At 72.0% G+C, this 13026-nt stretch carries 13 protein-coding genes; 8 read left to right on the plus strand and 5 right to left on the minus strand.

Annotated elements, in window-relative coordinates; translation table 11 throughout:
• Window positions 1-9: 9 nt before the first annotated feature.
• Window positions 10-1641, minus strand: coding sequence for an ABC-F family ATP-binding cassette domain-containing protein (locus AC07AG_RS09260; protein ID WP_478753391.1), 1632 nt, complete (start codon window positions 1639-1641; stop codon window positions 10-12).
• Between the two features lie 312 nt (window positions 1642-1953).
• On the opposite strand from AC07AG_RS09260, the gene AC07AG_RS09265 reads away from it, so the two are divergent.
• Window positions 1954-2646 (plus strand): GOLPH3/VPS74 family protein, encoded by a 693-nt coding sequence (locus AC07AG_RS09265; RefSeq protein ID WP_478753393.1) that lies wholly within the window; start codon window positions 1954-1956, stop codon window positions 2644-2646.
• Between the two features lie 48 nt (window positions 2647-2694).
• Here AC07AG_RS09265 and ssgD read toward each other — a convergent pair whose 3' ends face one another.
• A complete protein-coding gene (ssgD, locus tag AC07AG_RS09270; protein WP_249586508.1) occupies window positions 2695-3111 on the minus strand; it encodes a spore wall synthesis regulator SsgD in 417 nt (138 codons plus the stop codon).
• Window positions 3112-3282: 171 nt separating this feature from the next.
• Between ssgD and AC07AG_RS09275 the strand changes: the two genes are divergently transcribed.
• Complete coding sequence (locus tag AC07AG_RS09275; protein WP_478753394.1) at window positions 3283-4407, plus strand: WD40/YVTN/BNR-like repeat-containing protein; 1125 nt, start codon at window positions 3283-3285, stop codon at window positions 4405-4407.
• Between the two features lie 29 nt (window positions 4408-4436).
• Here AC07AG_RS09275 and AC07AG_RS09280 read toward each other — a convergent pair whose 3' ends face one another.
• Window positions 4437-4733: a YciI family protein gene (locus AC07AG_RS09280; RefSeq protein ID WP_478753396.1), complete on the minus strand. Its 297-nt coding sequence runs from the start codon at window positions 4731-4733 to the stop codon at window positions 4437-4439.
• A 530-nt stretch (window positions 4734-5263) separates the two neighbouring features.
• Here AC07AG_RS09280 and AC07AG_RS09285 point away from each other — a divergent pair.
• On the plus strand, window positions 5264-6016 hold the full coding sequence (locus tag AC07AG_RS09285) for an endonuclease V (protein ID WP_478753398.1): 753 nt from the start codon (window positions 5264-5266) through the stop codon (window positions 6014-6016).
• On the opposite strand, the gene AC07AG_RS09290 is transcribed toward AC07AG_RS09285, so the two are convergent.
• A complete protein-coding gene (locus AC07AG_RS09290; protein ID WP_478753400.1) occupies window positions 5988-7199 on the minus strand; it encodes a saccharopine dehydrogenase family protein in 1212 nt (403 codons plus the stop codon). The genes AC07AG_RS09285 and AC07AG_RS09290 overlap by 29 nt on opposite strands.
• Before the next feature lie 84 nt (window positions 7200-7283).
• On the opposite strand from AC07AG_RS09290, the gene AC07AG_RS09295 reads away from it, so the two are divergent.
• Window positions 7284-7670 carry an MmcQ/YjbR family DNA-binding protein gene (locus tag AC07AG_RS09295; protein ID WP_478753402.1) on the plus strand — a complete coding sequence of 129 codons (387 nt, stop codon included), beginning with the start codon at window positions 7284-7286 and terminating at the stop codon, window positions 7668-7670.
• Window positions 7671-7691: 21 nt separating this feature from the next.
• Here AC07AG_RS09295 and AC07AG_RS09300 read toward each other — a convergent pair whose 3' ends face one another.
• A complete protein-coding gene (locus AC07AG_RS09300; protein WP_478753404.1) occupies window positions 7692-8141 on the minus strand; it encodes a 2-thiouracil desulfurase family protein in 450 nt (149 codons plus the stop codon).
• A 134-nt stretch (window positions 8142-8275) separates the two neighbouring features.
• On the opposite strand from AC07AG_RS09300, the gene AC07AG_RS09305 reads away from it, so the two are divergent.
• From AC07AG_RS09305 to AC07AG_RS09320, 4 genes are read left to right on the plus strand one after another with little or no spacing between them, the layout of a single operon-like run.
• Window positions 8276-9424 carry a CaiB/BaiF CoA transferase family protein gene (locus tag AC07AG_RS09305; RefSeq protein ID WP_478753406.1) on the plus strand — a complete coding sequence of 383 codons (1149 nt, stop codon included), beginning with the start codon at window positions 8276-8278 and terminating at the stop codon, window positions 9422-9424.
• Window positions 9424-10449 (plus strand): LLM class F420-dependent oxidoreductase, encoded by a 1026-nt coding sequence (locus AC07AG_RS09310; RefSeq protein ID WP_478753407.1) that lies wholly within the window; start codon window positions 9424-9426, stop codon window positions 10447-10449. Before AC07AG_RS09305 ends, AC07AG_RS09310 begins: the two co-directional genes overlap by 1 nt.
• Before the next feature lie 10 nt (window positions 10450-10459).
• Window positions 10460-11602, plus strand: a complete 1143-nt coding sequence (locus AC07AG_RS09315) for an acyl-CoA dehydrogenase family protein (protein WP_478753409.1) — start codon at window positions 10460-10462, stop codon at window positions 11600-11602.
• A gap of 48 nt (window positions 11603-11650) precedes the next feature.
• Window positions 11651-12865, plus strand: coding sequence for an acetyl-CoA C-acetyltransferase (locus AC07AG_RS09320; RefSeq protein ID WP_351161115.1), 1215 nt, complete (start codon window positions 11651-11653; stop codon window positions 12863-12865).
• The last annotated feature ends 161 nt before the right edge of the window (window positions 12866-13026 follow it).

Here is a 13026-nt window from a genome sequence, read left to right on the forward strand (position 1 = left end):
CACCCGAAGCTAGCCAAAATACCCGACAGCTTCTGTCGTGATTTCTTTCATTTCTCCGTCGAGAAGCAGCCAGCGTGTGATGCCGATCGACTCCAGGAACGGCACGTCGTGACTGGCCACGATCAGCGCTCCCTCGTACGACTCCAGGGCCGTGGCCAGCTGTTTCACGCTCGCCATGTCGAGGTTGTTCGTCGGTTCGTCGAGCATCAGGAGCTGCGGCGCGGGCTCCGCGAGCAGCAGCGCGGCCAGCGTCGCCCGGAACCGTTCGCCGCCCGACAGGGTCGCCGCGGGCTGGTCGGCCCGCGCCCCCTTGAACAGGAAGCGGGCCAGGCGGGCCCGGATCCGGTTGTTGGTGGCGTCGGGGGCGAAGCGCGCCACGTTCTCGGCGACGGTTCGCTCCTCGTCGAGCACGTCGAGGCGCTGCGGCAGGAAACGCAGCGGGACGTGTGCGAGCGCCTCTCCCTCGACGGCCTCCAGCTCTCCGGCGATCGTCCGCAGGAGCGTGGTCTTGCCCGCGCCGTTGCGGCCGACCAGCGCGACACGCTCGGGCCCGCGCAGCTCGAACTCGCCCTGCACGCGCGCGCCGTAGTGCAGCGTGAGCTCGCGCAGGGTGAGCACGGTGCGGCCCGGAGGGACCGCGGTGAACGGCAGGTCGACGCGGATCTCGTCGTCGTCCCGCACCGCCTCCACGGCGTCGTCGAGGCGCTCCTTCGCCTCGCTGAGTTTCTCCTCGTGCATGATGCGGTGCTTGCCCGCGGACACCTGGGCCTGACGCTTGCGCTCGCCCATGACGACCTTCGGCTCGCGCTTGGTGTCCCACATCTTCTGGCCGTAGCGCTTGCGCCGGGCCAACTTGACGTGCGCGTCGGCCAGTTCGCGCTTCTGCTTCTTCAGGTCGGACTCGGCGACGCGCACCATGCGCTCCGCCGCCTCCTGTTCGGCGGCCAGCGCCTCCTCGTACGCCGTGAAGTTGCCTCCGTACCACGTGACCTCTCCGTCCCGCAGATCGGCGATCTGGTCGACCAGGTCGAGGAGTTCACGGTCGTGGCTGACCACGACCAGGACTCCGGACCAGGCGTCGACGGCCGCGTACAGCCGCCGACGGGCGTACAGGTCGAGGTTGTTGGTGGGTTCGTCGAGCAGGAGCACGTCGGGTCGGCGAAGGAGCAGCGCGGCGAGGCGCAGCAGCACGGACTCGCCGCCCGAGACCTCCCCGGTCGTCCGGTCGAGGCCGATGTGGCCGAGGCCGAGCTGGTCGAGGGTCGCGACGGCGCGCTCCTCGACGTCCCAGTCGTCGCCGACCGTCGTGAAGTGCTCATCGGCCACGTCGCCCGCCTCGATGGCGTGCAGGGCGGCGCGGGTCGGCGCGATGCCGAGGACCTCGTCGACGCGCAGACCGGTGTCGAGGGTGACGTTCTGCGGCAGATACCCGATGTCGCCCGCGACGCGGACCGTACCTTGGCTCGGCGTGAGCTCACCGGCGACGAGCTTCAACAGGGTTGACTTCCCTGATCCGTTGACGCCGATGAGCCCGGTCCTGCCGGGACCGAAGGCCGCCTGGAGACCGTCGAAGACATGGGTGCCGTCCGGCCAGTCGAAGTCGAGGGAGGTGCAGGTGATGGAGGTGGGGGAAGTAGACATGTGGTCCTCGCGGTTGCGTGAGATGAAGCGCGGTCAGGGGCAACGCGTTTCGGGACACCGCGGGGCGCGACAAGAGGACGGGAGCAGCGTCGTCAAGGGAGGCGAGGGCAGAAAAATGGGCCCTGCGTCAGGCAGACGGCTCGTACGCCGAGGTCGCACGCTACGCACACGGCCGAGCCGTGTGACGCGGTGACTCCAGACCTCAGACGAGCAACGTCCTACTCCTATCGGCGACAACAGAACCGTTATACACCGTAGGTTGCGCCCCGAGGGCTGTCAACGTTTTATCGTGACCGCGAACAAGGAGGCCCCATGCCTTATGGCTCGCTCTCACTGCCGACCCGGATCTTCCTGCTGGCCTGGGACACCGGTCGCAACAAGATCGCCGGCGCCCCCGACCTGCACTTCGCGGTGCGGGCCTGCGCGCTCGCGGAGCTGGCCCAGCGCGGACTTCTCTCGGACGTGGACGGCATCGTCACACCGGTCTTCGGCGCACGCACCGGCGACCCGGCGCTCGACGGCGTCCTGGAACTCGTCGAGGAGTCCAGGCCCCGCAAATGGCGCGGCTGGATCACGCACAAGGCCCGCGCCACGCAGGACGGCGTGCGTGACCAGCTGGCCGCCGAGGGCTATCTGCGCACGGAGCGCACCCGGATCCTGGGGATCTTTCCCTCCCGGCGCTACGAGCTGGAGCGCGCCGGATACGTCGAGGTCCTGCAGGCCGAGGCGCTCGCGGTCCTGCGCGGTCCGGTGCCGGTGTCCGAGGTTCCCGCGGGCGACGCGGCCCTGGTGGTGTGCGCGGCGACGGGCAAGCTGCGCGGCGTCATCTCGGGCAAGGAGCGCAGGCAGTACAAGGAGCGGCTCGATGCGCTCACCGACCGCAGCGGGGCCCCGGCTCGCGAGCTGCCCGAGCTGATGCGGGGGCTGCGCAAGGCGCTGGCCTCAGCGGTGTCGTCGGCCGAGGCGGCCAGGGCGTCGTCCGGCGGCGGGGGCGGGGGCGGCTGACCCCGGCACCCGGTCCCGGCACCGCGGATCCCGGCACCGGGCTCCGGCTCAGCAGGCGTCCCGCATCAGGTCGGCGAGGTCCTGGTCCAGGTCGACGTGCAGGTGCTCATCGCCGACGGGCACCAGGGTCAGGGAACGGTGCAGGAAGCGGCGCAGCTCGCCGGTGCGGATGTGGACGATCGCCGTGCCCTCGGGCGCGTGGAACTCCACGACCGTGCGGTCGAAGCCGTACGGCCGCACGCGGACGTCGCCGTCCCCCACCGCCTGCTCCATGCCTTGGGCGAGCAGCTCGCGGGCGAAGGTCCAGTAGACCTCGATGCCCTCCAGGGTCGCGGGGGCGGGAAAACTCATCCGGACGGCGAACGGATCGCCCCGGTCGTAGTGCAGCGTCGCGGGGATGGACTGCATCCGCGGCGCGGCGGCGACGAGGCGGGCCTCTACGGCTTGCTCGATGCTGTTGGACAACGCCTGCTCCCTCAACTACAGCTGGACGACTCGGGTCGGCACTTGGATAGACGTCGGAATGACGGAATCCGTGCACGCGAACACCGAGTGACCTCGGTCACCGCGCGCTCTTCACCGTCTTCACAGAATTCCCGGAAGGAATCCTGCGTTCCGGTGGTAACTTCGCCCGCCATGAAGTCCTTGGGGAAGAGGAGAAGGGCGCGGTCCGCGGGCCGTGCGGTGTCGGTGGGGCTGTGCGGGGCGGCTCTCGCCGCGACGGTGCTCACCGCGCCAGGGCTCGCCCAGGCGGCCCCCGCGGCCCCGGAGGGGCAGTCGCCGCGCGGCGGAGGCTGGGATCTCAAGGACAGCGGCACCGACGCGCGCTTCCGCGGTCTCGCCGCCGTCAGCCGGAACACCGCCTGGGTGGCCGGCGCGAAAGGCACCGTGCTGCGCACCTCGGACGGCGGGCGGAAGTGGCGCGACGTCTCCCCGCCCGGAGCCGAAGGGCTGGAGTTCCGTGACGTCGAGGCCTTCGACGGCCGCCGCGCGGTGGTCCTCGCCATCGGTGAGGGCGAGGCGTCGCGGGTCTTTCGCACGGCGGACGGCGGGGCGACCTGGACGGAGTCCTTCCGGAACACCGACCCCAAGGCCTTCTACGACTGCATGACCTTCTTCGACCGCAGCCACGGCCTGGCGATGAGCGACCCCGTGGACGGCAAGTACCGCATCCTGTCCACGGCCGACGGCGGCCGCTCCTGGAAGGTCCTGCCCAGCGACGGCATGCCCGCCGCGCAGGAGGGCGAGGCGGGCTTCGCCGCGAGCGGTCAGTGCCTGGTGAGCTCCGGCTCCCGCGACGTGTGGCTGGCCACGGGCGGAGCGGCACGCGCGCGTGTCCTGCACTCCGCCGACCGAGGCCGCACCTGGACGGCCACCGACGCTCCGATCCCGGCGGGCGCCCCGGCCCGCGGAGTCTTCGGTCTCGCCTTCCGCGACCGCGCGCACGGCATCGCGGTCGGCGGCGACTACACCCCCGGCGAGCCGTCCCCGAAGGCCGCGGCCACCACGGGCGACGGCGGCCGCACCTGGACCACGGCTGCCGAGCCCCCGCCCGCCTACCGCTCCGGGGTGGCCTGGCTGCCGGGGAGCCGCCGGGGCGCACTCGCGGTCGGGCCGACCGGCACGGACGTCACGTCGGACGGCGGGCGCACCTGGCGGACGGTCGACCCGGGGTCGTACGACACCGTGGACTGCACGCGGGACCGGGCCTGTTGGGCGTCCGGCGAGAAGGGCCGGATCGCGCGCTGGGAGGGGAACTAGGGCACCAGGGCCCCTTGCCGTCGGCCCGGCTAGGGCAGCTGCTGCCGGTAGGGGGCGAGTTCCGGGGCCGTCTTCGTGGCGATGAACTCGGTGATGCGGTACTCGCAGACCTCCGCGAGCACGAACGGATCGCTCGCCGCGATCTGTTCGATCGCCGCTCGGTCGTCGGCCACGGCGAGGATCACGCCGCCGTCGCGCGGGTTCTTGCGCCCGGAGGCGATGAAGACGCCCTGCGCGTACAACTCGCCGAGCCAGGCCACGTGGGCCTCGAGCTCCTTGTCGACGGCGGACACGGGCGCGGTGTAGGTCAATTCGAGAACGAACATGATCGCGAGGCTACCTCCGGGCGTCACCAGGCGTGGCCCGGGGCCGGGGCGTTCGCGCGGAGGAGACGAAGCGGCAGGTCTGGGCGAGTACGGGTGCGAGTCCGGGCCGCCCTGGCACCGCACCGCCGCGGCGGCCTGGCACCGCACCGCCGGGGCAGGCCAGCACCGCACGCCGGGGCGGGCCGCCCGCGGCCTGCGCGCGTTCGGGGCGTACTCCGTGTCGGGACGGTGCGGAGTGCGGGTGCCAGTCCGCGGCGGCCCGGCACTCCACCGCCGGGGCGGGCCAGCACCGCACCGCCAAGGCAGGCCGCTCGCGGCCTGCCCGCGTTCGGGGGCGTACTCCGTGCCTGGACGGCGCGATGTGCGGGTGCGAGTCCGCGGCGCCCCGGCACTCCACTGCCGCGGCGCCCTGGCACCGCACCGCCAGGGCGGGCCAGCACCGCACCGCCAGGGCGGGCCGCCCGCAGCCTGCGCGCGTTCGGGGGCGTACTCCGTGCCGGGACGGCGCAAGGCCTAGGCTTGCCCGCACGATGACGACGCACACCGCACCCCCCTCCCACGCCCCCGCCGACTGGCCCACGGACGAGCCGGCCGCCCGCGCCGTCCAGGACGGACTCCGCGCCCGGGTCGTGCTCGACGAAGAAGGGCCGCGGCCGGGCACGGGGCACGTCACGGGGGTCGACGTCGCCTACGACGACGAGCGCGGCATCGTCGCCGCCGCGGTCGTCGTCCTGGACGCCGCCACGCTCGACGTCGTCGAGGAGGCGACCGCGGTGGGCCGCGTGGCCTTCCCGTACGTGCCGGGCCTGCTCGCGTTCCGTGAGATCCCCACCGTCCTCGTCGCCCTGGGGGCGCTCGAAGCCGATCCGGGCCTCGTCGTCTGCGACGGCTACGGCATCGCGCACCCCCGCCGGTTCGGCCTCGCCAGCCACCTCGGCGTCCTCACGGGACTGCCCACGATCGGCGTGGCCAAGAACCCCTTCACGTTCACGTACGAGGCTCCCGGCGCACCGCGGGGCAGCGCGGCCCCCTTGCTCGACGGAGCCGAGGAGATCGGCCGCGCCCTGCGCACCCGCGAGGACGTCAAGCCGGTCTTCGTCTCCGTCGGGCACCGCGTGAGCCTGGACAACGCCTGCGCCCACACGCTCCGCCTGACGCCGCGCTACCGCCTCCCCGAGTCGACGCGGCGCGCGGACGCCCTGTGCCGCGCGGCCCTGCGCGAGGCGACCGGCGCGGCACCGGACCCAGCGGCGGCTACCGCGTCGCCGCCACCCGGAACCTGAGCCCCGCCGCCGTCAGCCGCGCCGTCAGCGCGTCGCCCATCGCCACGGCGGTGGTCAGCTGTCCGGCCACGTCCGGCAGGTCGTCGTCGACGGCCAGGCACAGCGCCGCCTCGGCCAGCATCTTCGCGGTCTCGTCGTACCCCGGATCACCGCCCGAGACCTCGGTGAACACCCGCTTGCCGCCGCCCTCGCCGACGAACCGCACGGAGAACCAGCTCTCCGCACGCCGCTGCTCGCTCGGCCCCTCGCCGGGCTTCAGGCGCGACGACAACCACCGCCGTGCGGGCGGCAGTTGGGCCGCGGCCACCAGGCCGGTGACGGCCGCGGCGCCGCCGAAGGCGAACGGCAGCGTCTTGACCGCCGCGTAGTGCCGGTAGCGGAAGTCGGGCCCGTAGCGCTCAAGGGCCCGCGCCGAGCGCTGCACCACCTGCGGGTCGATCGTCGGCAGGGGGAGGGCCCAGGCGCCGACCTCGCCCGCGTACCGGGGCGCGCTCGGCGGCGCGTACGCCTTGCGGTCCACCAGGCGCGGCTCGTGCCGCCGCCGGTCCCGCGCGGCGGACAGCATCTGCGGGCCGCGCGCGAACTGGGCGAGCGCGGAGGCGAACGTGCCCCCGGAGAAGGTCGCGTTGCTGCGCACGAACCCGTCGACACGCAGCGGCACGCCCTCGGGGAGCTGGCGCACCGTGAAGTACGCGCCGAGGTCGTGCGGTACGGAGTCGAAGCCGCAGGAGTGCACGAGGCGTGCGCCCGTCTCCCGTGCGCGGGCGTCGTGCCGCACGTACACGAGGTCGACGAACTCCGGCTCACCGGTGAGGTCCACGTAGTCCGTGCCCGCCTCCGCGCACGCGGCGACGAGATCCTGGCCGTACGCGAGATAGGGGCCCACGGTCGTGGCCACCACGCGCGCGTGGCCGGCCATCTCCCGCAGGGACGCCTCGTCCGCCACGTCCGCGTGGACGAGGGGGAGTTCCGCGCAGGCCGGGTGGGCCTCGGCGAGCTTGTCCCGCAGCCGCTCCAGCTTCCCGGTGTCGCGCCCCGCGATCGCCCAGCGCAGCCCCTCGGGCGCGTGCGCGGCGAGGTACTCCGCGGTGAGCACACCGACGAAACCGGTCGCTCCGAAAAGGACGATGTCGTACGTGCGGTCCTCCGCACGCTCCTTGCCGTTGCCGTTCTGACTGGTCATGGCACCTCTCTGCCGTGCACCCCGCGCCGATGTCGGTGGCCGAGGCTAGCGTGAGGAGTCGCAGCGGTTACCAGGAGGTACCCCATGGCTGTCCCGAAAACTGCCCTGAAGAAGTGGGAGCGGGTGCGCGGCTTCGCGCTCGGCATGCCGGGTGCGGCCGAGGACTTCCCCTGGGGCGAGAGCGTCGCCAAGGTCAACAAGAAGGTGTTCGTCTTCCTCGGAATGGACGACGGCAGCTATCCCCTCGGCATCACCGTCAAGCTCACCGACGAGGCGACGCACGCCCACGCCCTGACGGCGCCGGGCGCGGAACCCGCGGGGTACGGCCTGGGCAAGGCGGGCTGGGTGCGCGTCCCCCTGGAGGAGAAGGGCGCACCGGCCGCCGATCTGCTCTGCGACTGGGTCGAGGAGAGCTACCGCACGATCGCCACGAAGAAGCTCGTCGCGGAGCTGGACGCCCGCGCCACGTGATCCGTGCGCGGCCGCCCCGCCTCACACGCCCGGCGCCGCCCGCACGCTGATCCCGTTCCGCTGGAACAGCGCCGCCGTCACTCCGTCGCCCGCCACCAGCCGCCCGCCGAATGAACCGTCGTGGACCGTGCCGTGCCCGCACGAGGGGCTGCGCGGCATCAGCAGCGCCTCGGTACAGCCGGCGGCCGGCGCCGCCGCCAGCGCGCGCCGGGCTCCCGCCACGAATTCGGCCGTCACGTCCTGTCCCGTGTCGTCGACGACACGGGCCGTCCCGTCGAGCACGTCGTGTCCGTCGCCGCCGACGAGCTCGGCGGGCCGGCGGGGGGTGGGCAGCCCGCCGGCCGCCTCCGGGCAGAAGGGGACGACCCCGCGGCCCGCCACCGCGTCGTCGAGTTCCGGTGACTCCTTGTCGCGGCCGTCGAACCGGCAGGGCACCCCGCGTAGACACGCGCTGACCAGTACGGAATCCATGACCGCAGGCTAGCCGCCGCACCGACTGTCACCGGATTTGTCTAAGCGCTTGCTTGCTAGGGTCTTGTGCGGAGTGGAACACGTTCTTAGCATCACTGGTGTTACATCAGTTGTGTCATAGCGCTGGGGGCTCAATGGCAGTGCCGGACAAGGGCGTTCGCGGACCGCTCGCCGGGGTGCGCGTGGTCGAGCTGGCGGGCATCGGGCCCGGCCCGTTCGCGGCCATGCTCCTCGCCGACCTCGGCGCCGACGTCGTGCGCGTCGACCGACCGGGCGGCGGCGGTCTCGCGATCAATCCCGAGTACGACGTCACCAACCGCAACAAACGCTCCGTGATCGTCGACCTCAAGGCGGCGGACGGCGCGGACCGCGTCCTCGACCTGGTCGACCGCGCCGATGTCCTCATCGAGGGCTACCGCCCCGGCGTCGCCGAGCGGCTCGGCGTCGGGCCCGCGGACTGCCACGCCCGCAACCCGAAGCTCGTCTACGGACGGATGACCGGCTGGGGCCAGGAGGGCCCGCTCGCCCAGCGCGCCGGGCACGACATCGCGTACATCGCGATCACCGGCACCCTCGGCATGATCGGCAACCCCGGCGAGCCGCCCACCGTCCCCGCCAACCTCGTCGGCGACTACGCGGGCGGCTCGCTCTATCTCGTCGTCGGCATCCTCGCGGCCCTGCACCACGCGCGCGAGCACGGCAGCGGCCAGGTCGTGGACGCCGCGATCGTCGACGGCACCGCACACCTCACGTCGATGATCCACGGCATGCTCGCGGCCGGCGGCTGGCAGGACCGGCGCGGCGCCAACCTCCTGGACGGCGGCTGCCCGTTCTACGGCAACTACGAAACGGCCGACGGCGGTTACATGGCCGTCGGCGCCCTTGAGCAGCAGTTCTACGACGAGTTCATCGAGCTGCTCGGCCTGACAGGACAGGCGCCCGCACGCAAGGACCTCGCCCGCTGGGGCGAGCTGCGCGAGGCGGTCGCCGCCCGCTTCAAGGAGCGCACGCGCGAGGAGTGGACGGCCGTCTTCGAGGGCTCCGACGCGTGCGTCGCGCCCGTGCTCTCGCTCTCCGAGGCCCCCGGCCACCCCCATCTCGCCGCCCGCGGCACCTTCGTCGACCACGGCGGCATCACCCAGCCCGCTCCGGCGCCCCGCTTCTCCGCGACCCCGACGGACGTCCGCAGCGGCCCCGCCCAGCCCGGCGCCGACACCGAGGACGTGGCCCGCGACTGGGACGTACCGGCCCTGACGAGCATCCCCACGAAGGAAGACGACTGATGCAACTCTCCGCACCTCTCGCCTACGCGGGCGACCCGCGCCAGGCCGCCGACGACCTGGCGGCCCTGGAGTCCGCAGGTCTGGACGCCGTCTGGGTGGCGGAGGCGTACGGCTTCGACTCGCCCACCATCATGGGCTACCTGGCCGCGCGCACCGAGCGTATGAAGATCGGCGCCGCGATCCTCAACGTCTACTCGCGCACCCCCGCCCTCATCGCCCAGACCGCCGCCGGACTCGACGCGATCTCCGGGGGCCGGGCGATCATCGGGCTCGGCGCATCGGGCCCGCAGGTCGTCGAGGGCTGGCACGGAAAGCCGTACGACAAGCCCCTGGCCCGCACCCGCGAGGCGATCGAGCTGACCCGCCGCATCCTGCGCCGCGAGGTCATCGACCACCACGGCATCACGGACATGCCGCTGCCCGCGGAGAAGGGCGGCAAGCTGGGCAAGCCGCTCAAGATCCTCACCAAGCCGGTGCGCTCCGAAGTGCCGCTGTACGTCGCCTCCCTGGGTCCCGCCAACGTCCGCATGACCGCCGAGATCGCCGACGGCTGGCTGCCCACCCTGTTCATCCCGGAGAAGGCCCACCAGGTGTGGGGCGCTCCGCTCGCCGAGGGCAAGGAGAAGCGCGATCCGGCGCTCGGACCGTTGCAGACGGTCGCGGGCGGACTGCTCGCCATCGGTGACGACGCGGCGGCCGTACGGGATTTCGCCCGGCCCCAGATCGCCCTCTACGTAGGCGGCATGGGAGCGGTGGGGAAGAACTTCTACAACGACCTCGCGGTCGCGTACGGCTACGAGAAGGAAGCCGAGCTCATCCAGGAGCTGTATCTCTCGGGCAGGAAGAAGGAGGCCGAGGCCGCCGTCCCGGCCGAGTTCTGCGAGCTCATGTCGCTGTGCGGCCCGGAGAGCTATGTCCGCGAGCGTGTCGAGGCCTTCCGCGAGGCGGGCGTCGACATGCTCAACGTCATTCCCGTCGGCCCCGAGCCGGCCAAGTTGATCGAGACCGTCAAGGGCTGGCTCTAGGAGGCCGTACGTGAAGCGACAGATCTTCTCCGCCGAACACGAGGCGTTCCGCGAGACCGTCCGCACCTTCCTGGCCAAGGAGGTGCTGCCCCACTACGAGGAGTGGGAGAAGGACGGGATCGTCAGCCGTGACGCCTGGCGCGCGGCGGGCAAGCAGGGGCTGCTCGGCCTCGCCGTGCCCGAGGAGTACGGAGGCGGCGGGAACGACGACTTCCGCTACAGCGCGGTCCTCGCCGAGGAGTTCACGCGCGCGGGAGCATCCGGGCTCGCGCTCGGCCTGCACAACGACATCATCGGCCCGTACCTCACCTCCCTGGCCACCGAGGACCAGAAGCGGCGCTGGCTGCCCGGCTTCTGCTCCGGCGAGATCATCACGGCCATCGCGATGACCGAGCCGGGCGCGGGCTCCGACCTCCAGGGCATCCGCACCACCGCCACGGACCAGGGCGACCACTGGCTGCTCAACGGCTCCAAGACGTTCATCTCGAACGGCATCCTCGCCGACCTCGTCATCGTCGTCGCCAAGACCTCCCCGGAGGGCGGCGCGAAGGGCCTGTCCCTCCTGGTCGTCGAGCGCGGCGCGGAAGGCTTCGAGCGGGGCCGCAACCTCGACAAGATCGGCCAGAAGTCCCAGGACACCGCCGAGCTGTTCTTCAACGACGTACGCGTCCCCAAGGAGAACCTCCTCGGCGAACTCGACGGCGCCTTCATCCACCTGATGACGAACCTCGCGCAGGAGCGCATGGGCATCGCCGTCGCGGGGATCGCCGCCGCCGAGTACCTCCTGGAGATCACCACGACGTACGTCAAGGAGCGCGAGGCCTTCGGGCGTCCGCTCTCCAAGCTCCAGCACATCCGTTTCGAGATCGCCGAGATGGCGACCGAGTGCGCGGTCACCCGTACGTTCCTCGACCGCTGCATCGTCGATCACTCGAACGGGGAACTCGACGCCGTGCACGCGTCGATGGCGAAGTGGTGGGCGACCGAGCTGCAAAAACGCGTCGCCGACCGCTGCCTGCAACTGCACGGAGGCTACGGCTACATGACCGAGTACCGCGTCGCCAAGGCCTTCACGGACGGCCGCATCCAGACGATCTACGGAGGCACGACCGAGATCATGAAGGAGATCATCGGCCGCTCCCTGCTCGCCTGAGCCCGCCCCCACCCTCACCTTCACAGTTCTTTGCGAAAGGCTGCTGTCTTGACCACCGAAGCGTACGTATACGACGCGATCCGCACCCCGCGCGGACGCGGCAAGGCCAATGGCGCCCTGCACGGCACCAAGCCGATCGACCTGGTCGTCGGCCTGATCCACGAGATCAGGGCGCGCTTCCCCGACCTGGACCCGGCGGCCGTCGACGACATCGTCCTCGGCGTCGTGGGCCCCGTCGGCGACCAGGGCTCCGACATCGCGCGCATCGCGGCCATCGCCGCCGGTCTTCCGGACACCGTCGCGGGCGTCCAGGAGAACCGGTTCTGCGCCTCGGGTCTCGAAGCGGTCAACATGGCCGCGATGAAGGTGCGTTCGGGCTGGGAGGACCTCGTCCTCGCGGGCGGCGTCGAGTCGATGTCACGCGTCCCGATGGCCTCGGACGGCGGCGCCTGGTTCGCCGACCCGATGACCAACTACGAGACGGGCTTCGTGCCGCAGGGCATCGGCGCCGACCTGATCGCCACCGTCGAGGGTTACTCGCGGCGCGACGTCGACGAGTACGCGGCCCTGTCCCAGGAGCGCGCCGCGGCCGCCTGGAAGGACAACCGCTTCGAGAAGTCCGTCGTGCCGGTGAAGGACCGCAGCGGTCTGGTCGTCCTCGACCACGACGAGTACATGCGCCCCGGCACCACCGCCGACTCGCTCGCCAAGCTGAAGCCGTCCTTCAAGGACATCGGCGACCTCGGCGGCTTCGACGCCGTCGCGCTGCAGAAGTACCACTGGGTCGAGAAGATCGACCACGTCCACCACGCGGGCAACTCCTCCGGCATCGTGGACGGCGCGGCCCTGGTGGCCATCGGCACCAAGGAGGTCGGCGAGCGTTACGGCCTCACGCCGCGCGCCCGGATCGTCTCCGCGGCCGTCTCCGGCTCCGAGCCGACCATCATGCTCACCGGTCCCGCACCGGCCGCCCGCAAGGCGCTCGCCAAGGCGGGTCTGACCATCGACGACATCGACCTCGTCGAGATCAACGAAGCCTTCGCTGCGGTGGTCCTGCGCTTCGTCAAGGACATGGGCCTGTCCCTGGACAAGGTCAACGTCAACGGCGGCGCGATCGCGTTGGGCCATCCCCTGGGCGCGACCGGGGCGATGATCCTGGGCACGCTGGTGGACGAGCTGGAGCGGCGTGACCTGCGGTACGGGCTCGCCACGTTGTGCGTCGGCGGTGGCATGGGGATCGCCACGATCGTGGAACGGGTGTAGCGCCGCTGGGGCCGAGGGCTGTCGACGACCGCGGGTACGCCGTGGTTGCTCGCGCAGTTCCCCGCGCCCCTGAAGGCGTGCGCTGCGCGCGGCCTTCCCCGGCACGCGCCCCGAGGTGCCGCATGCAGTGCGCATCTCAGGGGCGCGGGGGAACCGCGCGA

The sequence above is a fragment of the Streptomyces sp. NPDC044044 genome, from assembly GCF_056434405.1.